Raw genomic sequence first — 24,190 nt, forward strand, 5'->3', positions numbered from 1 at the left:
GCGGTTCGCTGCCTCTTCCTCTTCTGACTCTCGCACCGGCCGAAACTCATCGCAGCAGGAGCCGTCTCAGCCCTTCGTCGCTCCCTGGAGCAGCCCGGTCACGAAGCTGCGCTGGAACAGCAGGTAGACGATCATGATCGGCAGCATCACGATGACCGTTCCGGCCGCCAGCGTCGGTACGTCGGTGTTGTTCTGGCCCACGAAGAAGCCGAGGCCCGCCGGGGCCGTACGCATGGTCGCGTCCTGGATGAGCACCAGGACCAGCAGGAACTGGTTCCAGGACCACATGAAGACCAGGACCCCGAGGGTCATGAGCGACGGGCGGGCCAGCGGGAGCAGCACGCGGAGCAGGATCGTGGCGGACGAGGCTCCGTCGATCCGCGCCGCCTCCACCAGCGACGGCGGTGTGGAGCGGAAGTGGGTCCGCATCCAGAACACGCTGAACGGCATGAACAGCGCGATCTCCACCAGGATGACGCCGAGGTAGGTGTTGGTGAGCCCCACGGCGCGCAGGTCGAAGTAGAGCGGCACCACGATCAGCTCGACCGGGATGGTGAGGCCGGCGACGAAGAACGCCGCCACCGCGTTGCCGCCGGGCAGCTTCATCGTGCCCAGCGCGTATCCGGCCAGGGTCGCGAGGACCAGTGACGCGGGTACGACTCCGACCGCGATGACCAGGCTCGACCGGATCAGATCCGAGAAACCGGCCACGCTCCAGGCCTGCCGGTAGTTGGCGAGGCTCCACTCCTCGGGCCACGCCAACCCGGTGACCGGCTCGCCGGCGGGCCGGAGGGAGGCGAGGAAGACGCTCAGGAAGGGGACGACGACGGCGATCGCCATGACGGTCAGGAGCGCGTAGCCGGACCAACGCTCCGTACGCGACGTCCTGTTCGCGGCGGCCCTGGCCGTGGTCGTCCCGTTTCCGGCCGGCCTCCTCGCGGCCGGCCTCTTCGCGGCGGTCATGTTCCCGGTCGTCATGTCTCGTACCTCGCAAGCCTGTTGACGACATAGACGAGCCCGAGGATCAGACAGCTCAGCACCACACCCAGCGCCGACGCGAGACCCACGTCGCCGTCCGAGAAGGCCAGCCGGTACACCAACAGGCCGGGCACGGTGGTCTGTTCGCCGGGGCCGCCGTTCGTCGTGACGTACACGATGTCGAAGCTGGCGAGCGCGGCCACCATCGTCACGGTCAGGGCGACGGCCAACTCGCCGCGCAGCTGCGGCAGCGTGACGGAGACGAACTCCCGTACCGGTCCGGCGCCGTCGAGCCGCGCCGCCTCGTAGAGGGTGGGGTCCACCTTGTGGACCCCGCTCAGGAAGAGCATCATGCACAGCCCGCTCAGCACCCAGGTGCCGACGAGCCCCACAGCGATCAGAGCGGTGTCGAAGTCACCGAGCCACGCGCGGGTGATCCCGTCGAGCCCGACGGCGCGCAGCGTCTCGTTCACCAGCCCGTCGTCCCCGTACAGCCAGCGCCAGGTCACGCCGACGGCGACGAGCGGCACGATCTGCGGAAGCATGAACAGGACGCGGTAGATCCCCATGCCCGGCCGCCGGTACCGGGCCAGGAGGGCGGTCGTCAGCAAACCGATCGCGATGGGGGCGAAGGAGAAGAAGACCACCAGCGTGAGGGCGTTGACGAGGGACCGCAGCAGTACGGGGTTCCGGAAGACCTCGCGGTAGTTGTCGAGCCCCACCCAGCTGCCGAGGGTGATGCCGTCCCAGTCGAAGAGCGACAGATAGGCGGTGTGGAGCGCCGGAAGCACCGCGAAGACCACGTAGACGGCGAGAGCGGGCAGTACGTAGAGATAGCCCCGCATCGTCCCGCGCCGGTGGCTACTTCTCATGGTGCGCCTCCCAGACGTCCTGGATCTCGTCCAGGAACTCCGCCGGTCCGGTGCGGTCGGCGATGAGTCTCTGTACGCCGGAGCGGAGCCGGTCGAGCATGGACGGGGCGGTGAAGTCGGGGAACTGGTTCGTTCCGTCGTCGGCGACCACGCGCCGGTGCGCGGCGGCCACTTGACCCAGTACGCCCTTCTGGTCGGGCACGGCGTCCGGGTCCGGTGGGAGGAATCCGTTGGCCGCGACGATCGAGGCGGCCTCGGGCGAGGCCATGAAGTCGAGGAACGCCCCGGCCGCTTCCGGGTGCCGGGTACGCGCGGAGACGGAGTAGGCGACGCTGAAGCCGGAGGCCACGGACCGGGCGGATTCGACGGGACCGGGCATGGGGAAGAAGCCGACGTTCTCCCCCATGGCGCCCACCAGTTGGCCAGCCGCCCAGTTCCCGTTGATCAGGAAGACGCTCTCGTCACGGGTGAAGTGCGCGGTGGAATCGACCTGCGCCGTACCGTTGGCGGATGGGTCGAAGTATCCCTCCGCCGCCCACTCGGCCACCAACTCGGCTGCTTTCAGGGCGCCTTCGGTCTCGATGGTGGCTCCGTCACGTCCGTCCACCCAGGCCCGGTACTCCTCGGGCGGCATCATGACGTTGACGAGCGCCGCCCAGAGATGCAGACCGCCGGAGTCGAGCGCGCCGAGGCTCATGGGCGTCAGACCGGCCCTCTTCGCCGCCGCCAGTTGCCCCTCGAACTCCTTGAGCGTTCGCGGCGGACGGCTGATGCCCGCCGTCGCGGCCAGTTTCCTGTTGTAGTACAGCCCCGTCATGGACAGTCCGACGGGCACGCCGTACAGCGGCTGGTGACCAGCCGAGCGACCGGCCGCGCGACCTGACGAATCGTCACCTCCACCGGCGGTGAGCTGAGCCAGATTCGCCGCGGGGAACTCCTTCCGCCAGCCGTACGCGTCCCGGTAGGGCGCCAGATCGAGAATGTCGCCGCGGTGCGCGAGGGCGTCCATCCCTACCGCGTACTGCGCGATGTCGGGCGCGGTGTCCGAGGTCATCGTGAGCTTGAGACTCTTCACGTAGTCCGCGAACTGCGTGTACTCCGGCCGTACATCGATACGTGGGTGCCTCTTCTCGAAGGCGGCGGCGAGCGCGTCGACCATCACCGGCGCGTCCGCGAAGTTCAGCCGGAGCGTGATGTCCTCGTCGGGTACGGCCGTGGACGAGGGTACGGCTCTGGGCCGGCCGGTGTTCGCGTCGTAACCGCTGCCCGGGGTGAGGGCGCCACAGGCGCCGAGCAGCACGGAGAGGACGGGGGCGAGGGAGCGGACGAGGGTGGCGGGGACGATGCCTCGGCGCGCCGCGCCTCGTTCGGTGGCCGCCATGGATGCCTCTCCGGTGGGGGACGGGGGGCGAGGAACGCCGGGTGCGGGCGCGCCGACAAGCGTCCCGCACCCGGACGGCCCCGGACGAGCGGAGATTCGGTCAGCCGGGCAGGACGGGACGGCAGGACGGCAGGTCAGCACAGCCGTCCGGTCAGTCCGTGGCGAGGGAGATCTCCGTCGACTTGATCAGCGCGGTGACCCCGGTACCGGGAGTGAGCCCCAGCTCCTCCACGGCTTCCCTGGTGATCACGGCGGTCAGTTCGGCGTCGTCCACGGCCACCTTGACGTTCGCCAGGTTGGCGCCGAGCACGATCTCGATCAGCGTGCCGGACAGCCGGTTGCGGATGCTCAGCCCCTCGATCGGCCCGGTGGCCAGGGAGACCTCGGTCGCCTTGGCCAGCACACGCACCGCGGAGCCCACCCCGATACCGAGATCCTGGACGGCCTCCAGGGTGATGGCGGCGGTGATGTCCTGCCCGCCCGACAGATGGACCTTGACCGTGGCCATGACCTCCCCGGGGGTGACACCGGTGACGGTGCCGGGGATCTGGTTGCGGATGCTCAGCTGCATGTGAGGTTCGGCCTCTCGCTGGTGGGGGGCGTGGAGCGGACAGGAGTGAGGCCATTCAAAAGGATGAGTAAAGGCTAACTACCCATTGACGCCTGTATCTGAGAATTTGCTCTGATTTCTCACGAGTAAGGCCGGGCTAACTTAGGCTCGCCTCATTCCGGGGCCGCGACGAACACTGTCCTCAGCCGCTGGAGCCCTCATGCGCCCCGTCCGTCTCTCCTTGGTCACCGCCGTCGCGGCGGTGGCCGCCCTCACCACCGTCACGGCGTGCGCCGAGAAGAGCGACGCCGGAGGTGACGGGGCGATCGAGGTCACGGCGACCGACACCTCCTGCGAGGTGTCGAAGAAGGAGTTCCCCGCCGGTCACCTCCAACTGGCCGTGGAGAACAAGGGCTCGAAGGTCACCGAGGTCTACGTCCTGTTCCCCGACGACCGGATCGTCACCGAGCGCGAGAACATCGGTGCGGGCACGAAGGCGAACATCACCGCGGAGATCAAGGCCGGCGACTACGAGATCGCCTGCAAGCCGGGCATGAAGGGCAAGGGCATCCGGCAGCAGGTCAAGGCCACCGGCGGCGGCAGGACCGCGAAGCGGGACCCCAAGCTGGACGCGGCGGTCGCGGCGTACCGCCAGTACACGCTGGAGCAGGCGGAGGAGACACTGCCGAAGGCGAAGGTGTTCGCGGAGGCCGTGAAGTCCGGTGACATCGAGGCCGCGAAGCGGGCGTACGCGGACTCCCGCATCGGCTGGGAGCGCACCGAGCCGGTGGCCGAGTCCTTCGGTGACATCGACCCGAAGGTGGACCTGCGCGCGGACGGCCTCGAAGAGGGTCAGGACCCCGAGACGGACTGGACCGGCTGGCACCGCCTGGAGAAGGCGCTGTGGCAGGACAAGAAGATCACCCCGCGCGACAAGGAACTCGCCGATCAGCTGATCACGGACCTGACCGTCTGGCAGAAGAAGGTCGGTACGGCGGAGATCACCCCGACGTCCATGGCGAACGGCGCCAAGGAGCTGCTCGACGAGGTCGCCAGCGGCAAGGTCACCGGCGAGGAGGAGCGGTACAGCCACACCGACCTCGTCGACTTCAAGGCCAACGTCGAGGGCGCCGAGAAGTCGTACGCGCTGCTGAAGCCGGTGGCGTCGAAGAACGACGCGGCGCTGACCGGCGAACTGGACACGCAGTTCGCCGCGTTGAACACGCTGCTCGACAAGTACCGCGAGGACAAGACGAGTTACGTGTTCACGTCGTACGACAAGGTCGGCAAGGCGGAGCGCAAGGAGCTGTCCGACGCGGTGAACGCGCTGGCCGAGCCGCTGTCGAAGCTCGCCGCCGCGGTCGTGAAGTAGCGGCGCGGACATGTCCGACAAGACCGACTCCAACTCCGACGCCCCGAGCGACCCGGCTGACGCGACCGACGAGACCGCCGCGGCCGAGGAAAGCCGTGCGCCATCACGCCGTTCGGTGATCGGCTGGGGCGGTGCGGGGCTCGCGCTCGGCGCCGCCGTGGCCGGCGGTACGGCCGTCGCGCTGCGCGGCACGGAGGGGACGGAGCCCGCCGGGTCGGCGGGCGCGGCCGTCCCGTTCCACGGCGCGCACCAGGCCGGTATCGCCACCGCCGTCCCCGACCGCCTGCACTTCGCGGCCTTCGACGTCACCACCAAGGACCGGGCGGAGCTGATCCAGCTCCTCAAGGACTGGACCGCCGCGGCCGCGTTGATGACCGAGGGGCGCGCGGTCGGCGAAGGGGCGTTCGGCGGGCTGCCGGAGGCACCGCCGGACGACACGGGTGAGGCCGTCGGCCTCAAGCCGTCCCGGCTGACGCTCACCATCGGCTTCGGACCGTCTCTCTTCACGGCGGCCGGCAAGGGCCGAGAGGACCGCTTCGGCCTGGCCGGCCGCAGGCCCGAGGCGCTGGTCGACCTGCCGAAGTTCCCCGGCGACAATCTCGACCCGGCGCGCAGCGGCGGCGACCTGTGCGTCCAGGCCTGCGCCGACGATCCGCAGGTCGCGGTGCACGCCATCCGTAACCTCGCGCGGATCGGCTTCGGCCGGATCGCCGTCCGCTGGTCGCAGCTCGGCTTCGGCAAGACCTCGTCCACCACGCCCGACGCGCAGACCCCGCGCAATCTCTTCGGCTTCAAGGACGGCACCCGCAACGTCGCGGGCACCGACACGGCCGCGCTCGACCGGCACGTGTGGGTGTCCCCCAAGGCGGGACCCGCCTGGATGGCCGGCGGCTCCTATCTGGTGGCCCGCCGGATCGCGATGCGGATCGAGCCCTGGGACCGTACCTCCCTCCAGGAGCAGGAGGACGTCTTCGGACGGGACAAGGGTGAGGGCGCGGCGGTCGGCAAGGCCAAGGAGCACGACGAACCGTTCCTCAAGTCGATGCTGCCGACCTCGCACGTACGCCTCGCGCACCCCGACTCCAACGGCGGGGCCCGGATGCTGCGCCGTGGCTACTCCTACACCGACGGTACGGACGGACTCGGCCGTCTCGACGCGGGTCTGTTCTTCCTCGCGTACCAGCACGACGTGCGGGAGGCGTTCATCCCCGTACAGCGGAGTCTGTCGCGCGCGGACGCGCTCAACGAGTACATCCAGCACGTGGGTTCGGCGGTCTTCGCCGTACCGCCGGGCGTCCGGGACAAGGACGACTGGTGGGGTCGGGAGCTGTTCTCGTGACCCGCGTTCTCGTGACTCGCGTTCTCATGACGCGCACTTTCGTGACCCGCACTCCCGTGACACGCACAGTGACATCGGCGGAAGGACGGCCGGCATGTTCGGCAACTATCTGATCGGTCTGCGCGAGGGGCTGGAGGCCAGCCTGGTCGTCTGCATCCTCGTCGCGTATCTGGTCAAGACCGACCGCCGCGACGCGCTGCGGCCCGTATGGCTCGGCATCGGCATCGCCTGCACCATCTCGCTGGCCTTCGGCGCCGCGCTCGAATTCGGCTCCCAGGAGCTGACGTTCGAGGCGCAGGAACTGCTCGGCGGGTCGCTGTCGATCATCGCGGTGGGCCTGGTGACCTGGATGATCTTCTGGATGCGGCGTACGGCGCGGCATCTCAGGAGCGAGCTGCACGGCAAGCTCGACGCGGCGTTGCAGATGGGTACGGGCGCGCTGGTCGCGACCGCGCTGCTGGCCGTGGGCCGGGAGGGGCTGGAGACGGCGCTGTTCGTGTGGGCGTCGGTGCGGGCCGGCGGCGAGGGCCGGTCGGGTCCGCTGGTCGGTGTGCTGCTGGGGATCGCCACCGCGCTCGTGCTGGGCTGGCTGTTCTACCGGGGTGCGCTGAAGATCAACCTGGCGAAGTTCTTCACCTGGACCGGCTCGATGCTGGTGATCGTGGCGGCGGGCGTTCTCGCGTACGGGGTGCACGACCTTCAGGAGGCGCGCTTCCTGGGCGGGCTGCAGAACAAGGCGTTCGACATCACCAGCACGGTCCCGCCGGACAGTTGGTACGGCACCCTGCTCAAGGGCGTGTTCAACTTCCAGCCCGATCCGACCGTCGTCCAGGTGACGGTGTGGGCGCTGTATCTGATCCCGACGATGCTCTTCTTCCTCGCGCCGCAGCGCGGGAAGTCGGGGCGCCCCGCTCCGGCGGCGCCCCCGAAGCCCTCCCCGGAGTCCTCCTCGGAACCGGCCCAGAAGTCTTCCTCGGAGCCGGCCTCGAAGGCGCCGTAGTTCACGCCGCAGTTCACGCCGTAGTCCGGCTCCGGGGGGGGGAGGACGGATCGATCAGCCCCCGATGACCGAGAAGCCGATGACGACGCCCGCCGAGACGCTGACCTTGCCGGGGGTCAGGTCGCCGTCGCCCCCGTCCCCACCACCGCTGCTGCTGTGGCTGCGGTAGCTGTTGCGCATGTTCTCGGAGTCCACGTCCTTGATGTGGATGACCGGACCGAGTCGGACCCCGGCGGCCTCCGCGTACAGCGCCGCCTTCTCCTGTGCGGCGGCCACCGCGGCCGTGCGCGCCCGGGCGCGCAGCTCCTTCTTCGTCCGCACGTCGAACTCGACACCGTCGACCTGGTTCGCCCCGGCCTCGACGACATCGATGAGCACGGTCTCCAGGATGTCGAGTTCACGCAGTTCGATCACGAACGAGGCGGTGCACTCGTAACCCAGGAACTTGCGCTCGTTGCCGTAGCTCCACGTGGACTTGAGACCCAGCCGGGACGTAGACACGGCGGTGTCGGGGATCCCGTGGCCGCGCAGCACCTCCCGGATCTGGTTGACCCCGCCCCGGGTGACCTCGAACGCCTCGCCCGGCTTCTGCCGGGTCTGCTCGATCGCCACCCGGAGCCGGGCGAGGTCCGGCGGGGCGTCCACACTGGCCGCGCCGAACACCGATATGCCCCAGGGGGCGTCTATGGACTGAGTACCGTTCATGCCGCTCATCCAACCAGGCCGGCGATCAACCCGACGGACGCGCAACGGACCCGGGAGGAGCCCCGCTCAGGACTCCAGCCAGCCGTGCGAGCGCGCCAGCTCGATCACGGACGACCGCGCCCGCTTGATCTGATCGCCCGTCAGGGATCCGTCCGCCTGGAGCAGCGCCTCGGTCAGCTCGTTCCGCAGCTCGACCGTGGACAGCACGTCCGAGTAGTCGCCGTGCGGATCCACCGGCCCCATGCCCGACGAACTCCCCTTCGGCGCGGGCGCGTTCACCAGCCGAATCTGTGACGCCTTGGGGCCCTTGTCCCCCATCTCCAGGTAATACTCGACCTCGCTGCCCGCCTTGTACTGATACTTCTCGTCCAGCAGATCGTTGGCGTGCATGAACACGTCCTCGTCCCCCTCGCTCGGGACGATGAACCCGTACCCGCGCACCTCGTCGAACCTCAGCACTCGACCTACCTGCAACACAGCCCCTACCTCCACGGCCTACCGCTACCTCGGCTACCTCTGCGGGGATCCACAGCGAACCCCCGGGCAACCTCTCATATACACCGGCCTGCGAGAATCCGTTCCCAGCAGATAAACATGAGTCGGGGGCGCGATGGGCACCGTGGTGCGGGTACCGCAGACCCGGGACATGATCGGGGAAGAGCTTTCCGGCGACGAGGCGTGGGCGGCGCTGCGCACGTACGGCGGGCGCAAACTGCTGACCGACGCGTTCCTGCGGTTCCGTTACGCGGACGGGTTCAGCATCGCGAGGGCGCTCGCCTTCCAGTTCGTCCTGGCGCTGGTGCCGTTCAGCATCGCGCTGGTCGGCGTCGCGACGTCCCTGCATACGGAGAGTGTCGGCCGTGTCGTCGAGTTGACGCTCACCCGAATAGCACCCGGCCCCAGCGCGGATCTGATCCGGACCTCGCTGGGCCGTGCCGAGGAGGGGGCCGGTTCCGGTCCCGGGGGTGAGCTGGCCGTCTGGCTCGGGCTGGGGTTCGCGACGCTGAATCTCGCGTCGGCCATGGCGCAGATCGAGCGCGGGGCGAACCGGATCTACGGGGTGGAGCGGGACCGCCCGTTCCTCGCGAAGTACGCGCGCGCACTCGTACTCGTGGTGGCGGCCGGGCTGCCGCTGATCGGCGGGTTCCTCGTCCTGGTGGGCGGCAAGGCAGTCGGCAGCGCGCTCGCGGACACGTTCCACTGGGGCGGGGCGGCGCAGGACGCCTGGGGGTGGCTGCGGATTCCGGTGGGCATCCTGCTGACGTGGCTGGCCTCGGCCGTTCTGTTCCGCCGGGCACCGCGCCGCGACCAACCGGGGTACACATGGCTGGCGTTCGGCTCCGCCGTGCATCTGCTGCTGTGGGTGGGCGCGACGTGGCTGCTCACTCTCTACGTCGGGTTCAGCGGATCGTTCGGCTCGGTGTACGGGCCGCTGACGGCGTTCGTCGCGCTGTTGCTCTGGTCCAACCTGGCGGGCATCTCGCTCTTCCTCGGTCTGTCGCTGGCCGCGCAGCTGGAGTCCGCGCGCGCCGGACAGCACGATCCGGTCCATCCCGATCCGGGCCACGGGGGCGATCCGGACCACGTCTGAGCGGGGCTGAAGCCAGGGGGTCTTGCCGCTCAGTGCGACTCGCGCGACACCTCGTGGCCGCTCGACCCGACGAGGAAGTCGAGGTCGACTCCGGTGTCGGCCTGCATGACATGGTCGACATAGAGACGTTCCCAGCCGCGTGCCGGAGCGGCGAAGGCGCCGGTCATCTCCTGGGCGGGGCGGCGTAGTTCGAGCTCCGCCGCCGGTACGTCCACGTCCAGGCGGCGCCCCGCGACGTCCAGCTCGATCCAGTCCCCCGTGCGTACGAGTCCCAGCGGGCCGCCCGCCGCGGCCTCGGGAGCGACATGCAGCACGACCGTGCCGTACGCCGTCCCGCTCATCCGCCCGTCGCAGATCCGCACCATGTCGCGTACGCCCTGCTCCAGCAGCTTGGTGGGCAGCGGCAGGTTCGCCACCTCGGGCATTCCGGGATAGCCCTTGGGGCCGCAGCCCCGGAGCACCAGCACGGACGTCGCGTCCACGTCGAGATCCGGGTCGTCGATGCGTGCGTGCATGTCCTCGATGCTGTCGAAGACGACCGCCCGGCCCCGGTGGTTCAGCAGTTCGGGCGACGCCGCGGCGGGCTTGATGACGGCACCGGACGGGGCCAGGTTCCCGCGCAGCACGGCGATCCCCGCGTCGGCCTGCAGCGGCTCCGTACGCCGGTGGATGACGGAGTCGTCCCAGATCCGCGCCCCGTCGAGGTGGTCGACCAGTGGCCTGCCGGTGACGGTGAGCGCCGCCGGATCGAGCAGGTCCCGCACCTCGTGCAGGACGGCGAGCAGGCCCCCGGCCCGGTGGAAGTCCTCCATGAGGTGCCGTCCGGCGGGCTGGAGGTCGACCAGCAGCGGGACGCCCGCGCCGGTGCGGTCGAAGTCGTCGAGCGTGAGGTCGATACCGAGCCGCCCGGCGATGGCGAGCAGATGCACGACGGCGTTGGTCGAACCGCCGACGGCGGCCAGGGCGACGATCGCGTTGAGGAAGGACCCCTTGGTCAGTGTGGTGCTGGGGCGGCGGCCTTCGGCGACCATCTCCACGACGAGCCGTCCCGTGCCGTGGGCGCTCTCCAGCAGTCGGCTGTCCGGGGCGGGGATGCCCGCGACGCCGGGAACGGTGGTGCCCAGGGCCTCCGCGACGCAGGCCATGGTGGACGCGGTCCCCATGGTGTTGCAGTGCCCCCGGCTGCGGATCATCGAGGACTCGGACCTCAGGAACTCCTCCTCGGAGAGCGTGCCCGCCCGTACCTCCTCGCTGAGTTTCCACACGTCCGTGCCGCAGCCCAGCGGCTTGCCGCGGAACGTGCCGGTCAGCATCGGACCGCCGGGCACCACCACGGCCGGCAGATCGACGGAGGCCGCCGCCATCAGCAGGGACGGGATGGTCTTGTCGCAGCCGCCGAGGAGTACGACCCCGTCGATGGGGTTGGCCCGCAGCATCTCCTCGGTCGCCATCGCCGCCATGTTCCGCCACAGCATGGCGGTGGGTCTGACCAGCGTCTCGCCGAGGGAGACGACCGGGAGATTCATCGGGACGCCGCCGGCCTCCCAGATGCCCTGCTTGACGCTCTCGGCGACCTCGCCGAGGTGGGCGTTGCAGGGGGTCAGGTCGGACGCGGTGTTGGCGATGGCGATGTGCGGGCGGCCGTCGAAGGCGTGGGCGGGCAGTCCCCGGCGCATCCACGCCCGGTGGATGTAGGCGTTCCGGTCGGTTCCCGCGTACCACTGAGAGCTGCGCTGCTCCGGCATGGCTGGCACCCTAACTTCCCCGGGCCGTACCGTGGAAGAGCGCACCCGCCCTCCCGCCCGCCGTCCGGCCCGCGCTTCCAGGAGGTTGGCCTTGCGTGCTTTTGTCATCACCGGACCGGGCCGATGCGAGGTTCAGGACGTCGATCCGCCGGTCGCCCGGCCAGGTGAGGTCGTCGTCGATGTCGACCGGGTGGGTGTCTGCGGCACCGACATCGAGTTCTACACGGGCGAGATGAGCTATCTGCACGACGGCCACGCCACGTATCCGATCCGGATCGGCCACGAGTGGTGCGGCACCGTGTCGGCCGTGGGTGAGGGGGTCGAGCCCGGCTGGCTGGGCCGGCGCACCACCGGGGACACGATGCTCGGCTGCGGGCACTGCCGGCGGTGCGTCGGCGGGTTGCACCATGTGTGCGAGGACCGTTACGAGTTGGGCATCCGGCACGGCCGGCCGGGCGCGCTCGCCGAGCAGGTCGCCGTTCCGGTCTCGTCGCTGCACGCGCTCCCGGACAGCGTGGACGCGACGGCCGGCGCGCTGGTGGAGCCGGGCGGCAACGCGCTGCGCGCCGTCGAGGCCGCCGCGCTGTCCCCCGGCGACCGGCTGCTGGTGCTCGGTCCGGGCGCCATCGGTCTGCTCGCGGCGCGATTCGCCCTGGCGCGAGGCGTGGAGGTGCACGTCCAGGGGCTGCCGGGGGCGTCGCTGGATTTCGCCCGCTCCGTGGGCGCGCATGGCGCGTGGACGGCCGAGGGCCTTCCCGAGCTGCCCTTCGACGCGGTGATCGACGCGTCGAACGCGGCCCATCTTCCGGCGCGGGCACTGGAGTTGGTCGAGCCGGGCAAGCGGGTCGTGTACATCGGTCTGGCGAGCGTGCCGAGCCGGATCGACACCCGCGCGCTGGCGCTGAAGGACGTCACCGCCGTGGGCGTCCTGAGCGCGTCGCCCGCCCTCTCCCGCACCGTCGGGCACTACGCGTCGGGCGCGGTCGATCCGCGGCCGCTGGTCGCGAGCACGGTAGCGCTGGAGTCGCTGGCGGCCGTACTCGCGGGTGTACGGCCCGAGGGGGCGGGCCCGGGGCCGAAGATCCAGGTCGACCCTCGACTGTGAGCGGGGGGGACGGCCGGGGGGGCCGAGGGGGGCGGCCGGGGCCCGGGGCTCAGGCGAGTGCGATACGGACCTGGTGCCGGCCGCGCAGACCGGCCGGCACGGTGTCGGTCCGGCGCCCGTCCACCGTCGCCGACGCGACGCGGTTGCCGGAGCCGGTGAGCGTGATGTCCAGCGTCATGTCCCGGTAGGACAGGTCGCGCAGGGTCACGGGTCCCCAGCCCGCGGGCAGGCTCGGGGCGAAGCGCAGCCCGCCCCGCCCGAACCGCATGCCGAACAGCCCCTGGTGGATCAGCCGTAGATAGCCGGTGGCCGACCAGGTCTGGTCCTCCTCCGACTCCCACTGCCGTTCGTTCTGCCAACCACCGTCCACCGCACCGGTGTCGGCGTTGTAGATCTCCCAGAAACGGCCGTCCGGCCGCTGAAGGCCGGCGATGTCGGTGACCGCCTGCGCGAAGAGGTCGATCCGCCCGCCGACGGCCGCCGCGTGCCCCCACATGCCGACCGTCATCGGCCAGACGATCACGTTGTGGCGGCCCGGCCGTTCGTCGTCGAAGCCCGAGAAGTGCGGGTACACGTTGACCACGCCGCGCGGCTGGCGGTGGGTCGTGCGGAGCAGCGCGCGCGTCTGGCCCGGGGAGGCGACCCCGCAGAGCACGGCGAACGCGAGCCCGTTCCCCTCCTGGTACGTCTCCAGTTGGCCGACGCGCTCGCCCGCGCCATGGATGAAGTAGCCGTAGCTGTCGGCCTCGGGCCGCCAGAGGTGGGAGTCGATGGCGGTACGCAACCGGGCCGCCGAACCGCGCAGTTCACCGGCCACGGCCCGGTCGCCCACCACCTCCGCCATGTCGGCGCAGGCCAGATACGCGGCGTAGTAGAGGCAGTTGGTGGACAGACACATCATCGTGTCCGCGTCCGGGTGGTCGAGGACGAACGACGAGCCGTTGGCGGGGTCGTAGGGCGGGCTCGGGTAGCCGGCGATGCCGTCCTGCATGAAGGCCGGGCCCTCGAAGAGGCCGTACTCCTCGTTGAAGTGCCGGTCGCGGTTCAGGCGCAGCGTGTTGAGCGCGGCCTGGTGGGCGTCGGTGACGAACTCGTGGTCCCCGGTGGTCAGATGGTGGTCGCGGGCGGCGATCGCCCAGATGATCTGGTCCCACCACTGGTTGTCCTGCTGCACGATCAGTGTGCCGTCGTCCTGTCGGCGGCAGACCGACCAGAGCGTGTTGCGGGCCGCGTCGGGCGACAACAGGCTCGCCGCGTTCCAGGAGTTGACCGAGGCGTCGCGGGTCCAGGGCTGTTCGTATCCGCCGCCGGCCCGGATGAAGACGCCGGGCGGGTCGGTCATAAGACCGGTCTGGTTGTACTCGGCCGGGTCGTAGCTGACGGTGTTGATGTCGAGGAGGTTGTCGAGCGCCGCGCGGTAGGCGCTGCCCAGCAGCGCCTCGTGGGGTCTCCCGAACTCGATGCGCGGGCGTCCGGGGCCTGTTCGGCCGGGCGCGGCGAAGCCGGGTACCGCGGCGGACGCCAGGCCCGCCGCCGTCAGTGCGGTGACGGCTCCCGCCCGCAGGATGTGACGTCGTGCCGGTCCGTGCCGTCGCTCGTCCGCGCTCATGTGGCCTCCCGCATCGACACCGTTGTCACGCGCTCGCACGGAGGGGATGTTCGCTGCGACGTGACGGGCTGTCAATAAGGGGGTCGACGAGGAGGGGGATCAGTGTTGTTCAAGCCGGGCGGCGGCGGACCTGTCGTCGGCCGCCGCCGTCCCGCTCGTGCTTGTTCTCGTGTCTTGTTCTCGTGCTTACTGATCTTGGCTTACTGCTCTTGGCGCTCGTTCTCAGACGTTGACGCCGAAGTCGGCGGCGATACCGGCCAGTCCGGAGGCGTAGCCCTGACCGACGGCGCGGAACTTCCACTCCGCACCGTGCCGGTACAGCTCGCCGAAGACCATCGCCGTCTCGGTGGAGGCGTCCTCGGTGAGGTCGTAGCGCGCGAGTTCGGCGCCACCGGCCTGGTTCACCACGCGGATGAACGCGTTACGGACCTGGCCGAAGCTCTGCCCGCGCGAACCGGCCTCGTGGATCGAGACCGGGAAGACGATCTTGTCGACGTCGGCGGGGACACCCGCGAGGTTGACCTTCAGCGACTCGTCGTCACCCTCGCCCTCACCGGTGAGGTTGTCACCGGTGTGCTCGACCGAACCGTCGGGGCTCTTGAGGTTGTTGTAGAAGATGAAGTGCTGGTCGGAGAGCACCCGGCCGGCGCTGTTCACCAGCAGCGCGCTCGCGTCGAGGTCGAAGTCCGCACCGGTCGTGCTGCGCGCGTCCCAGCCGAGGCCGACGAGCACGGCGGTCAGGCCGGGAGCCTCCTTGCTCAGCGAAACGTTGCCACCCTTGCCCAGGGAAACGCCCACGATCTCCTCCTGCTGTTCGTGACTGAAAAGTGGATCAAAATCTATAACACCGGGCCACCGACGGTCCCGGTATCGACCAGACTTGTACGGTTCGGTGACCGTCGTTGGGACTGGAGTGGCTGAAGCGGGGCAGGCGGTGGTGTGAACGCAGGACCGGCCCTCTTCTACGGGCCGCCACGGGGAACGGATCGCACTCATGGACCAGCGGGTGGAAGAGACCGAGGACCGCTGCCCGGCCACGGGCCGGGTGCTCAGGCGGGGCGCGGTGTTCGACGGGGAATCGGGAATGATCGGTGAGGCACGCCGCTTCACGGCCGACTTCCTCGGAGGCGTACGGACCGATCAGGGCCGGACGGTGCCGTCGCGCGTGATCGGTACGGCGCAGCTGGTCGTCAGTGAGCTGGTGACCAACGCGTGCAAGTACGCGCCCGGCCCCTGCCTCCTTGATCTGGTGTTCGACGGGGACACGGTGGAGATCACCGTGTGGGACACCGATTCCACGCTGCCGGTGGCGTGCGCCGCCGAGCCCGGCCGGATCGGGCAGCACGGGCTGGAGATCGTCATCTCGCTGTGTGAGGGGTACGACGTCCGCCGGGAGCCGGTGGGCAAGCGCATCAAGGTCCGCCTCGCGTCGGGGGACGACAGCCAGACCTAGGGCCGCCGGGCGGCGGGCGGCGGGCCGAAGCCGATCGGGTGGTCCGTGGCGGGGCACGTTTGCCGGGTGTGACCGAGGGATACCCGACGGTGATGCCGCACACCTCCGAAGTGATGCTCCACGTCAACGGCACCCCGCACCGGCTGACGCTCGACAACCGAACCACGGTGCTCGACGCCCTGCGCGAGCACCTGGATCTCACCGGCCCCAAGAAGGGCTGCGACCACGGCCAGTGCGGCGCCTGCACCGTCCTCGCCGACGGCCGGCGCGCCAACAGCTGTCTGATGCTGGCCATCGCACACAGCGGTGCCCGGATCACCACGATCGAGGGCCTGTCGGGCGGCGGTGGCGGTACGGACGGTCTTCACCCGCTGCAACAGGCGTTCCTCGACCGCGACGGCTTCCAGTGCGGCTACTGCACACCCGGCCAGATCTGCTCGGCGGTCGGCGTCATCGCCGAGGCGGCCGGCGGACATCCGTCCCATGTCACCGGCGCGGACGGCCCGCCCCCGGGCGCACCGGTGCCACTCACCGCCGACGAGATCCGCGAACGGATGAGCGGCAACATCTGCCGCTGCGCCGCGTACCCGCACATCGTCGCGGCCGTCGAGGACGTCGCGGGCAGGACGAGCCGGACAAGCAGGACGAGCAGGACGGAGGTGGCGTCCTCGTGAAGTCCTTCACCTACGAACGCGCCACCGATCCGGCCCAGGCCGTCGCCCTCCTCGCCCACCGTCCGGGCGCCCAATTCCTCGGTGGCGGCACCAACCTCGTCGACCTGATGAAGCTCGGGGTCGAGACCCCCGGTCATCTGGTCGACATCGCCCGGCTGCCGCTCGACCGCGTCGAGGAGACCGCCGACGGCGGCCTGCTCATCGGCGCCACCGTGCGCAACAGCGATCTCGCCGCCGACCCGGCCGTCCGCACCCGCTTCCCGGTACTGTCGCAGGCACTGCTCGCGGGTGCCTCGGGACAGCTGCGCAACTCGGCCACCACAGGCGGCAATCTGCTCCAGCGCACCCGCTGTCCGTACTTCCAGGACATCACCAAGCCGTGCAACAAGCGGCGGCCCGGCTCCGGTTGTCCCGCGCGGGAGGGTGCGCACCGCGATCTCGCGGTGCTGGGGCACTCGGAGGCATGCGTGGCGACGCATCCCTCCGACATGGCCGTCGCACTCGCCGCGCTCGACGCCGACGTCCTACTGCTGGGTCCGGACGGCGAACGCACCGTGCCGCTCACCGACTTCCACCGGCTGCCCGGCGACCGCCCCGACCAGGACACCGTGATCCGGCCCGGCGAACTCGTCACCGCGGTCCGGCTGCCCGCGTCGGCCGCCGGGCTGCCGTCCGCGTACCGCAAGGCCAGGGACCGCGCCTCGTACGCCTTCGCGCTGGCCTCGGCCGCCGTGGCGCTCGACGTGCGCGACGGTGTCGTACGGGAGGTACGGCTCGCCTTCGGCGGGCTGGCCCACAAGCCCTGGCGGGCGACCGTCGCCGAGGCCGCGCTGCGTGGCGGACCGGCCACCGCCGACGCCTTCCGCAGCGCCGTGGATGCGGAGTTGGCCGCCGCGCGGCCGCTGCGGGACAACGGCTTCAAGGTCCCGATGGCCCGCAACCTCGCCGTCCGCCTGCTCACCGAGCTGGCCGACCCCGAGGCGAGCGCCGTCGACCCCACCGACCCGCGCCACGCGGACCACCGCACTGCCGACCCGCGCCCCACCGACGACCGCCGAGGAGACCGATGACGACCAGCCGGGAGCGGGCCCTGGGATCCGCCGCCGCCCGCATCGAGGGTCCGGCGAAGGTCACCGGGACGGCCAGGTACGCGGCCGAACACACCCCGCCCGGCTGCCTGTACGCGTGGGTGGTGCCGGCGACCGTGGCCCGCGGCCGGATCGCGTCGTTCGACACGGACGCCGCGCTCGCCGAGCCCGGCGCCGTCGCCGTACTGACCCATGAGAACGCGCCGCGGATCAACGAGCCCGACGACCCGACGCTGGGTGCGCTGCGCGACGACCGCGTGCCGCACCGCGGCTGGATCGTCGCGGTCGCGGTGGCCAGGACGCCGGAAGCGGCGCGCGCCACCGCCGACGCCGTGCGGGTCACCTACGTGGCCGAGGACCACGACGTCATCCTCACCGCCGACCATCCCGGCCTCTACACCCCCGAGAAGGCGAACGCCGGACACCCCGCCACCCGCGAGCGCGGCGACTTCGACGCCGTCCACGCCGCCGCCCCGATCACCGTCGATGTCACCTACTCGATGGACCCCATGCACAACCACCCCATGGAGCCGCACGCCGCCGTCGCCCACTGGCACGACGGGCGGCTGACGGTGCACGACTCCAGCCAGGGGTCGAGCGTCGTACGCGAGACCCTGGCCGCGCTGTTCGGCATGGACCCGGCACACATCACCGTCATCAGCGAACACGTCGGTGGCGGCTTCGGTTCCAAGGGGACCCCGCGTCCGCAGCCGGTGCTCGCCGCGATGGCGGCGCGGCATGTCGGACGCCCCGTCAAGCTGGTGCTGCACCGCTCCCAGCTCCCGGCGCTCGTCGGGCACCGGCCGCCGACCATCCAGCGCGTGCGGCTCGGCGCGGGCCCGGACGGGCTGATCACCTCGCTGGCGCACGAGATGATCAGCTACACGTCCACGATCAAGGAGTTCGTGGAGCAGGCCGCCACTCCCGCCCGCACCATGTACACCTCGCCCAACAGCCGTACCACCCACCGCGTCACCGCGCTCGACGTGCCGACACCGTCGTGGATGCGGGCGCCCGGCGAGGCGTCGGGCATGTACGCGCTGGAGTCGGCGATGGACGAGCTGGCCCTGGCCGTCGGGATGGATCCGGTGGAGCTGCGGATCCGCAACGAGCCCTCGCACGAGCCGGATTCGGGCCGGGCGTACAGCAGCCGTCATCTCGTGGAGTGTCTGCGCGAGGGGGCCCACCGGTTCGGCTGGCGGGACCGCGATCCGCGCCCCGGGGTACGGAGGCAGGGCCGGTTCCTGCTCGGCAGTGGCGTCGCCGCCGCCTCGTACCCGGTGCTGGTCTCACCGTCCACGGCGGAGGCGCGCGCCGACGCGGACGGCGGCTTCCTGGTACGGGTCAATGCCACGGACATCGGTACGGGAGCCCGCACCGTGCTCACCCAGATCGCGGCCGACGCGCTCCACGCGCCCATGGACCGGGTCCGTGTCGAGATCGGCGACAGCGACCTGCCGCGCGCCCCGCTGGCCGGCGGTTCGTCGGGCACCGGCTCGTGGGGCTGGTCGGTCGACAAGGCGTGCCGTGCGCTGCGTTCCCGTATCGACGCGGCGGGCGGCCCGGTGCCTCCGGAGGGGCTGTCCGCGAGCGCCGACACCACCGAGGACGTGGGAGCCGGGTCGGAGTTCGCCCGCCACTCCTACGGCGCGCACTTCGTCGAGGTCCAGGTGGACGCGGACACGGGCGAGATCCGGGTGCGCCGGATGCTGGGAGTCTTCGCAGCCGGTCGCATCCTCAACTCCCGCACGGCACGCTCCCAGTTCATCGGCGCGATGACCATGGGGCTCGGCATGGCGCTGATGGAGGGAGCGACGCTCGATCCGGTGGCCGGCGACTTCACGGAGCGCGACCTCGCCTCGTACCACGTGCCCGCACACGCGGACGTGCCCTCCGTGGAGGCGCACTGGATCGAGGAGGACGACCGGCACCTCAACCCGATGGGCAGCAAGGGCATCGGCGAGCTGGGCATGGTCGGCACGGCCGCGGCGATCGGCAACGCGGTGCACCACGCGACGGGAGTCCGCCTGCGCCACGCCCCGATGCGCCCGGACACACTGCTGCCGCACCTGGGCTGACCCGCCGGACCGCTACAGCTCAGCGGTACGCGGCCGATGCTCGGACAGCCAGGTCTCGGCATACGCGACGGCGTCGGCCAGCGCGAACAGCCGGGCGTCCGCACCTCCCACGGTGCCTCGCACCACTGGGTGTTCCTTCTCGAAGGCCGCGCCGAGCTCGTCGAAGCGGTCCGAGGAGATCGAGGTGTCTCGCACCGTGCTCCACGTGCGGCCGTGCGGGGTCATGACGGCGAAGGAGTTGTCCACACACGGCGAGGGGATCCGGTACTCGGCCAGATGGAACGCCGTACAGGACCGGAAGCCCGCACCCAGCAGAAGGACCCGCGCCGCACCTTCTTCCAGGCGGGCGAGCGGACTCCGTTCGCCGAGCCGGCAGTCGGGTGCGTGGCCGTCCACGATCGCGGCGGCGCGCGGGCCCACGGCGGCGAAGGAGGTCTGCGGATGACTGCTGCGGACGGCGCCCGGCCAGTTACGAACGGCCTCCGGTACGACACCGACCCTGCGGCAAGGAGTCGTTCGTGCGTCGAACGCCGGTGTCGAGGCACGAATGTCCGCCCACCATGCCTCGGGCACCGGCGGACTCTCCCAGTGCGCCGGGTCCGAGTTGTCGGCGGACTGCGTCGGCACCACCAGGGTCCCGGCGTTGCCGAGGGCGTCGATCAGCGCCATGACGACAGCTTCGGCACCGCCGGACACCCAGCCGAGCGAGCTGAGCGAGGAGTGCACGAGGAGCGTCTCACCGGGGTGGACGCCGAGCGCGCGGAGGTCGGAGGCGAGCGAATCGCGCGTACACATCGGGCCGGTCGGAGGCGGAGTAGGCATAACTGGAGAGTGTCGAGTGCCGAGGCTCCCCGCACCACCGGGTTTTCACCGGTTTTCCCACCTCACCGACGGCTGTCCGGGTCGGCGCCGGGTGCGGCAGGGGTGTCGCGGCCGGTGAGTGCGAGGCCGGCGCGGTGGTCGGTGTATCGGGCAGCGTTCGTTGTTCTCGGTAGGCCCAGCCTCCGTTCACTCGGCGTTCGGTTTGTTCTTCGAGACTCTGCGGTTGGCACCCCCCGCGCCGGAAGTTGAACGAAAGGCTCCAACCGTGAAGGACAAGAACACCGAAGACCCCGAGCGCTCCGCCCTCTCCCGGCGTCGGCTCGTCAAGTTCGCAGGCGTCGGCGCCACCCTCGCCGCGGCCGCCCCGATCGTCGGCACCGGCGTCGCTTTCGGCAACGACGAGGACGACCGCAAGAAGTCCGGCGGCTCCGGTGACTCCCGCAGACGCGCCTGGCGCGCCGGCGACCACCACGTGCACTCGGAGTACAGCGGGTCCTTCGACACGACGAAGAACCCGCCCGTGTTCCAGAAGGGCGGCGACGCCGTCTACCCGATCGTGACCAACGCGATCATGGCGAAGAACTTCGGTCTCAGCTGGGCGATGTGCACCGACCACGGCGGTCCGACGCACTCGAAGGTCAACCTGGAGCAGGCCTACCCCGACCTGCTGCGTTCGCGCGTGCTCGTCCCCGAGGTGCTGCAGTTCTGGGGCATGGAGTTCGACGCCCCGGCGCTCGACCACCACACGCTGATGATCCCGCACCACACCGACGAGGCGCAGCAGCTGTACGAGCTGGAGAAGCGCTTCGCCAAGCTCGACCCCTTCCCCGCCGACCCGGGCCGCGACACCGAGGCCAAGATGGTGGAGTTCCTGAAGGCGGCCAAGGGCATGCCCCGTAAGCCGCTGGTGATCGCCCACCACGCCTCGCGCTCCGCGACCGGCCTCGGCGTCTACGGTCTGGACACGCCGCGCGAGTTCCGCAACGGCAACGACGCCGCGTCCGACATCTACGTCGGCTTCGAGGGTGCTCCCGGCCACCAGGCGGGCCCGCTCAACGGTGGCGACCGCGGCGGGTACGGCAACTACCCGACGCACGGCGGCTTCGACCAGATGACCGCGCGCGTCGGCGGCCTGTGGGACTCGCTGCTCGGCGAGGGCCGGCGCTGGTGGATCACCGCGACGTCCGACTCGCACGTGCACTGGACGCGCGGCGGCTCCGACTTCTGGCCGGGCGAGTACAGCAAGACCCACGTGCTGGCGCGCCAGGACTACGGCGACATCATGGACGGTCTGCGCAACGGCCGGATCTGGGTCGGCACCGGCGACCTCATCCGGACCCTCGACGTCACGGCGAGCAACCGCGGCAACGAGGCCGCCGTGGGCGAGACGATCACGGTCACCAACCGGGGCCGTACGGACGTCGAGATCGAGATCAGGTTCCGCCCGCTGGACGGCAAGAACGCCAACGGCGACCGTCCCGAGGTACGTCGCGTCGACCTGATCGTCGGCAAGATCACCGGCAAGAGCGACAACCGCGACTCCGACACCAACCCGACGACCAAGGTCGTGGCGCGGTTCGGCAAGCGCGACTGGCGCAAGCAGGGCGACGAGTACGTCATCAAGCACACCCTGCGCGACGTGGACGCCGACCTCTACGCCCGCGTCCGCGGCACCAGCACGGACGAGGCCGAGCCGCTCGCGGACGGTCTTGAGAGCCCGTGGGACGACCTCTGGTTCTACTCGAACCCGGTCTTCGTCAAGGTCCGCTAGTCCGTTAGTCCGCTAGTACGGGACTTGGCAGGCCGGTCGATCGTCAGTCGCCGGACGGGCGGATCCCAGCCCGTCCGGCGCTCGTCAACCCGTGCAGTCGCAGGGCCAGTTGGATCTCCAGCGTGCGCGCCGGGGAGTTCCAGTCCGGCCCGAGCAGCCGGCCCACCCGTTCCAGCCGCTGCACGACCGTGTTCACATGGACGTGCAGCGCGGTCTTGGTCCGGGTGAGGCTGGCCCCCTCGGCGAAGTACGCGTCGAGCGTCCCGACGAGGTCGGTGCCGCGCTCGGCGTCGTAGTCGAGTACGGGGCCGAGCGTGGCGCGTACGTAACCGCCGAGGTCCGCCCGGTCGCCCAGGAGTACGCCCACGAAGCCGAGTTCGTCGGTGGCGCCGCCGTGCCCGGTGTGGCCCAGGACGCGCAGGGCGGAGAGACAGCGGCCCGCCTCGCTGTGGGCGGTGGGCAGTTCGGCGGGTCCCGCGGCCGGGCCCGCGGCGCCGACGGTGACCGGGGAGCCGACGGCCTGGCCGAGTTCGGCGGCCAGCTTGCGCGCGGTCGGCCCGGGGGTCTCGGTGGGCGCGACCAGCACCACGTGTCCCTCGTGCATGCCTGCCAGCCCCTTGCCGGCCTGGGCGTGTCTGGCGGCCACGGCCAGCAGGCGGTGCCGGTCCGCCGTCTCGCTGTCCGCGACGAACACGCAGTGGCGGCGGGCCAGGTTGACCCCCAGCCGCCGGGCCCGCGCGGTCAGGGCGCCCGGGTCGCCGGAACCGATGAGCAGGTCGCCCAGCAGTTCGCCCCGTACCCGGTCCTCCGCCTCGGCGACCGACCGGCGCAGCAGCAGGAGCAGCGCCGTGACGACTCCGGCGCGTTCGAACAGGAGCCGGTCGACGTCCGCGAGGTCCGCGTGTCCGGTGAGGGCGATGCTGCCGAGGAGTTCCGGGCCGGCCAGGACCGCGCAGACCCAGGTGCCGTTCAGGGGGACCGCCCGGCCGCTGGCCCGGGAGGCGGCGACGGCCGGGGCCAGGTCCGGTCCGGCGGCTTTCCGGGGGGTCTGGACGTCTGGCACGGCACCTGGCGGCGGCACCGACTCGGCGCGGGCGCGGGCGAGTTCGGCACCGTCCGCGTCGTGGATGAGGATCCCGCCGTCGAGGATGTCGGCGATGGCCGCGGCCACGTCGTCGGCCCCGCCGCCCCGCAGCACGAGGTCGGTCAGCTGGTCGTGCGCCGCCTCGGCGCGGCGTATCTCCCCGCTGTGTGTCCGGATCGTCTCCGAGGCCGAGTTGAGGTCGACCAGCGCGGCCCGCGTCTCCTCCAGCAGCCGCGCGCCGTCGATGGCGATGGCGGCGTGGTCGGCCAGCGAGGAGAGCAGGGCGACCTCTTCGGCGGCGAACTCACGGGGCGCGCGGTCCGCCGCGTACAGCACTCCGATGATCCGGGAGCCGACGCGCAGCGGCACACCGAGAATCGCGCGCAGCCCCTCGTCGAGTACGGCGCTGTCGATGGTGTTGGTGTGGTGGAAGCGGGTGTCGCGCTGGTAGTCGCCGGTGGCGTACGGGCGGGCGGTCTGCGCGACGAGTCCGCCGAGGCCCTCGCCCATCCCGAGCCGCACCTGTTGGAACGCGGCGGCCACGGATCCGTCGGTCACCCGCATGTAGGTGTCGCCGGCGAGTTCGTCGTTGAGGGAGAGATACGTGACGTCCGTGCCGAGCAGCAGCTTGGCCCGGTGGACGATGGCGCGCAGCACGGCGTCCAGGTCCCGGAGCGCGGCCAGGTCGCTCGCGGTGTCGAAGAGGGCGGTGAGCTGCGCCTCGCGCCGCCGGTGCTGGCTGAGGGTGCGCCTGATGCGCAGGGCGACCTCGGTGGCGTCGGTGATCGCGGCCAGTTCACCGCCCCGTACGCCTGCCTCGCGGGCGTCGGCGGCGGGGCGGGCGAACTCCTCCGTGGGGGCGCCCCGCGCCAGCAGGTCGAGGAGCCGGCGCAGGGCAGCCACGGAGTGCCGGGTGCCTGGAGCTGTCACGTCGGCGAGCATACGGTGATCACCTCCAGGTGGGCATGGGTGC

The 24,190-nt window shown here is 70.9% G+C and carries 21 protein-coding genes; 10 read left to right on the forward strand and 11 right to left on the reverse strand.

What is annotated here, in order from left to right; genetic code table 11:
• Window positions 1–66: 66 nt before the first annotated feature.
• The 4 genes from ACFT9I_RS26125 to ACFT9I_RS26140 form a co-directional block, all read right to left on the reverse strand.
• Entirely contained in the window at window positions 67–978 is a 912-nt protein-coding gene (locus ACFT9I_RS26125) for a carbohydrate ABC transporter permease (RefSeq protein WP_382568033.1), read from the reverse strand.
• Window positions 975–1,850 (reverse strand): carbohydrate ABC transporter permease, encoded by an 876-nt coding sequence (locus tag ACFT9I_RS26130; protein WP_382568035.1) that lies wholly within the window; start codon window positions 1,848–1,850, stop codon window positions 975–977. The genes ACFT9I_RS26125 and ACFT9I_RS26130 overlap by 4 nt, the downstream gene beginning before the upstream one ends.
• Window positions 1,840–3,231 carry an ABC transporter substrate-binding protein gene (locus tag ACFT9I_RS26135; RefSeq protein ID WP_382568037.1) on the reverse strand — a complete coding sequence of 464 codons (1,392 nt, stop codon included), beginning with the start codon at window positions 3,229–3,231 and terminating at the stop codon, window positions 1,840–1,842. The genes ACFT9I_RS26130 and ACFT9I_RS26135 overlap by 11 nt, the downstream gene beginning before the upstream one ends.
• A 151-nt stretch (window positions 3,232–3,382) precedes the next feature.
• Entirely contained in the window at window positions 3,383–3,802 is a 420-nt protein-coding gene (locus tag ACFT9I_RS26140) for a molybdopterin-binding protein (RefSeq protein WP_382568039.1), read from the reverse strand.
• A gap of 199 nt (window positions 3,803–4,001) precedes the next feature.
• On the opposite strand from ACFT9I_RS26140, the gene efeO reads away from it, so the two are divergent.
• The 3 genes from efeO (at window position 4,002) to efeU (ending at window position 7,492) form a co-directional block, all read left to right on the forward strand.
• A complete protein-coding gene (gene efeO, locus ACFT9I_RS26145; RefSeq protein WP_382568041.1) occupies window positions 4,002–5,153 on the forward strand; it encodes an iron uptake system protein EfeO in 1,152 nt (383 codons plus the stop codon).
• Window positions 5,154–5,163: 10 nt separating this feature from the next.
• Window positions 5,164–6,492: an iron uptake transporter deferrochelatase/peroxidase subunit gene (efeB, locus tag ACFT9I_RS26150; RefSeq protein WP_382568043.1), complete on the forward strand. Its 1,329-nt coding sequence runs from the start codon at window positions 5,164–5,166 to the stop codon at window positions 6,490–6,492.
• Between the two features lie 94 nt (window positions 6,493–6,586).
• Window positions 6,587–7,492 carry an iron uptake transporter permease EfeU gene (efeU, locus tag ACFT9I_RS26155; RefSeq protein ID WP_382568045.1) on the forward strand — a complete coding sequence of 302 codons (906 nt, stop codon included), beginning with the start codon at window positions 6,587–6,589 and terminating at the stop codon, window positions 7,490–7,492.
• Window positions 7,493–7,546: 54 nt separating this feature from the next.
• Here the strand turns inward: efeU and ACFT9I_RS26160 are convergent, their stop codons facing one another.
• Together ACFT9I_RS26160 and ACFT9I_RS26165 are read right to left on the reverse strand one after the other, a co-directional pair.
• Complete coding sequence (locus ACFT9I_RS26160) at window positions 7,547–8,197, reverse strand: SIMPL domain-containing protein (RefSeq protein ID WP_382568047.1); 651 nt, start codon at window positions 8,195–8,197, stop codon at window positions 7,547–7,549.
• 66 nt (window positions 8,198–8,263) lie between these two features.
• Window positions 8,264–8,674 carry a cold shock domain-containing protein gene (locus ACFT9I_RS26165; protein ID WP_382568049.1) on the reverse strand — a complete coding sequence of 137 codons (411 nt, stop codon included), beginning with the start codon at window positions 8,672–8,674 and terminating at the stop codon, window positions 8,264–8,266.
• A gap of 133 nt (window positions 8,675–8,807) precedes the next feature.
• On the opposite strand from ACFT9I_RS26165, the gene ACFT9I_RS26170 reads away from it, so the two are divergent.
• Window positions 8,808–9,788, forward strand: coding sequence for a YihY/virulence factor BrkB family protein (locus ACFT9I_RS26170; RefSeq protein ID WP_382568051.1), 981 nt, complete (start codon window positions 8,808–8,810; stop codon window positions 9,786–9,788).
• Window positions 9,789–9,817: 29 nt separating this feature from the next.
• Here ACFT9I_RS26170 and ACFT9I_RS26175 read toward each other — a convergent pair whose 3' ends face one another.
• On the reverse strand, window positions 9,818–11,533 hold the full coding sequence (locus ACFT9I_RS26175; RefSeq protein ID WP_382568053.1) for an IlvD/Edd family dehydratase: 1,716 nt from the start codon (window positions 11,531–11,533) through the stop codon (window positions 9,818–9,820).
• 91 nt (window positions 11,534–11,624) lie between these two features.
• Between ACFT9I_RS26175 and ACFT9I_RS26180 the strand changes: the two genes are divergently transcribed.
• Window positions 11,625–12,638 carry a zinc-binding dehydrogenase gene (locus tag ACFT9I_RS26180; protein ID WP_382568055.1) on the forward strand — a complete coding sequence of 338 codons (1,014 nt, stop codon included), beginning with the start codon at window positions 11,625–11,627 and terminating at the stop codon, window positions 12,636–12,638.
• 49 nt (window positions 12,639–12,687) lie between these two features.
• On the opposite strand, the gene ACFT9I_RS26185 is transcribed toward ACFT9I_RS26180, so the two are convergent.
• Both ACFT9I_RS26185 and ACFT9I_RS26190 read right to left on the reverse strand, forming a co-directional pair.
• Window positions 12,688–14,247, reverse strand: a complete 1,560-nt coding sequence (locus ACFT9I_RS26185; RefSeq protein WP_382568057.1) for a glycosyl hydrolase family 65 protein — start codon at window positions 14,245–14,247, stop codon at window positions 12,688–12,690.
• A 222-nt stretch (window positions 14,248–14,469) separates the two neighbouring features.
• The gene (locus ACFT9I_RS26190; protein WP_381948723.1) at window positions 14,470–15,045 is read right to left on the reverse strand and encodes a TerD family protein; all 576 of its coding nucleotides are present in this window, start codon (window positions 15,043–15,045) and stop codon (window positions 14,470–14,472) included.
• 196 nt (window positions 15,046–15,241) lie between these two features.
• Between ACFT9I_RS26190 and ACFT9I_RS26195 the strand changes: the two genes are divergently transcribed.
• From ACFT9I_RS26195 to ACFT9I_RS26210, 4 genes are all read left to right on the forward strand, one after another.
• Complete coding sequence (locus ACFT9I_RS26195; protein WP_382568059.1) at window positions 15,242–15,700, forward strand: ATP-binding protein; 459 nt, start codon at window positions 15,242–15,244, stop codon at window positions 15,698–15,700.
• 92 nt (window positions 15,701–15,792) lie between these two features.
• On the forward strand, window positions 15,793–16,374 hold the full coding sequence (locus ACFT9I_RS26200) for a 2Fe-2S iron-sulfur cluster-binding protein (RefSeq protein ID WP_382568096.1): 582 nt from the start codon (window positions 15,793–15,795) through the stop codon (window positions 16,372–16,374).
• Complete coding sequence (locus ACFT9I_RS26205; RefSeq protein ID WP_382568061.1) at window positions 16,371–17,444, forward strand: FAD binding domain-containing protein; 1,074 nt, start codon at window positions 16,371–16,373, stop codon at window positions 17,442–17,444. The genes ACFT9I_RS26200 and ACFT9I_RS26205 overlap by 4 nt, the downstream gene beginning before the upstream one ends.
• Window positions 17,441–19,540 (forward strand): xanthine dehydrogenase family protein molybdopterin-binding subunit, encoded by a 2,100-nt coding sequence (locus ACFT9I_RS26210; protein ID WP_382568063.1) that lies wholly within the window; start codon window positions 17,441–17,443, stop codon window positions 19,538–19,540. Before ACFT9I_RS26205 ends, ACFT9I_RS26210 begins: the two co-directional genes overlap by 4 nt.
• A 12-nt stretch (window positions 19,541–19,552) precedes the next feature.
• Here the strand turns inward: ACFT9I_RS26210 and ACFT9I_RS26215 are convergent, their stop codons facing one another.
• On the reverse strand, window positions 19,553–20,362 hold the full coding sequence (locus ACFT9I_RS26215; RefSeq protein ID WP_382568065.1) for an aminoglycoside N(3)-acetyltransferase: 810 nt from the start codon (window positions 20,360–20,362) through the stop codon (window positions 19,553–19,555).
• 265 nt (window positions 20,363–20,627) lie between these two features.
• Here ACFT9I_RS26215 and ACFT9I_RS26220 point away from each other — a divergent pair, with 265 nt between their 5' ends.
• Entirely contained in the window at window positions 20,628–22,133 is a 1,506-nt protein-coding gene (locus ACFT9I_RS26220; protein WP_382568067.1) for a phosphoesterase, read from the forward strand.
• A gap of 43 nt (window positions 22,134–22,176) precedes the next feature.
• On the opposite strand, the gene ACFT9I_RS26225 is transcribed toward ACFT9I_RS26220, so the two are convergent.
• Complete coding sequence (locus tag ACFT9I_RS26225) at window positions 22,177–24,159, reverse strand: helix-turn-helix domain-containing protein (RefSeq protein WP_382568069.1); 1,983 nt, start codon at window positions 24,157–24,159, stop codon at window positions 22,177–22,179.
• Window positions 24,160–24,190: the final 31 nt, after the last annotated feature.

It is taken from the genome of Streptomyces sp. NPDC057137 (assembly GCF_042670825.1).
Lineage (GTDB): Bacteria > Actinomycetota > Actinomycetes > Streptomycetales > Streptomycetaceae > Streptomyces.

Coding starts and splice junctions, on each gene's coding strand:
- ACFT9I_RS26140 (WP_382568039.1), bottom strand. CDS start 3,802: ATGCAGCTGAGCATCCGCAACCAGATCCCCGGCACCGTCACCGGTGTC.
- ACFT9I_RS26200 (WP_382568096.1), top strand. CDS start 15,793: ATGCCGCACACCTCCGAAGTGATGCTCCACGTCAACGGCACCCCGCAC.
- ACFT9I_RS26170 (WP_382568051.1), top strand. CDS start 8,808: ATGGGCACCGTGGTGCGGGTACCGCAGACCCGGGACATGATCGGGGAA.
- ACFT9I_RS26130 (WP_382568035.1), bottom strand. CDS start 1,850: ATGAGAAGTAGCCACCGGCGCGGGACGATGCGGGGCTATCTCTACGTA.
- ACFT9I_RS26215 (WP_382568065.1), bottom strand. CDS start 20,362: ATGCCTACTCCGCCTCCGACCGGCCCGATGTGTACGCGCGATTCGCTC.
- efeB (WP_382568043.1), top strand. CDS start 5,164: ATGTCCGACAAGACCGACTCCAACTCCGACGCCCCGAGCGACCCGGCT.
- efeO (WP_382568041.1), top strand. CDS start 4,002: ATGCGCCCCGTCCGTCTCTCCTTGGTCACCGCCGTCGCGGCGGTGGCC.
- ACFT9I_RS26125 (WP_382568033.1), bottom strand. CDS start 978: ATGACGACCGGGAACATGACCGCCGCGAAGAGGCCGGCCGCGAGGAGG.
- ACFT9I_RS26160 (WP_382568047.1), bottom strand. CDS start 8,197: ATGAACGGTACTCAGTCCATAGACGCCCCCTGGGGCATATCGGTGTTC.
- ACFT9I_RS26185 (WP_382568057.1), bottom strand. CDS start 14,247: ATGAGCGCGGACGAGCGACGGCACGGACCGGCACGACGTCACATCCTG.
- ACFT9I_RS26210 (WP_382568063.1), top strand. CDS start 17,441: ATGACGACCAGCCGGGAGCGGGCCCTGGGATCCGCCGCCGCCCGCATC.
- ACFT9I_RS26135 (WP_382568037.1), bottom strand. CDS start 3,231: ATGGCGGCCACCGAACGAGGCGCGGCGCGCCGAGGCATCGTCCCCGCC.
- efeU (WP_382568045.1), top strand. CDS start 6,587: ATGTTCGGCAACTATCTGATCGGTCTGCGCGAGGGGCTGGAGGCCAGC.
- ACFT9I_RS26225 (WP_382568069.1), bottom strand. CDS start 24,159: ATGCTCGCCGACGTGACAGCTCCAGGCACCCGGCACTCCGTGGCTGCC.
- ACFT9I_RS26195 (WP_382568059.1), top strand. CDS start 15,242: ATGGACCAGCGGGTGGAAGAGACCGAGGACCGCTGCCCGGCCACGGGC.
- ACFT9I_RS26175 (WP_382568053.1), bottom strand. CDS start 11,533: ATGCCGGAGCAGCGCAGCTCTCAGTGGTACGCGGGAACCGACCGGAAC.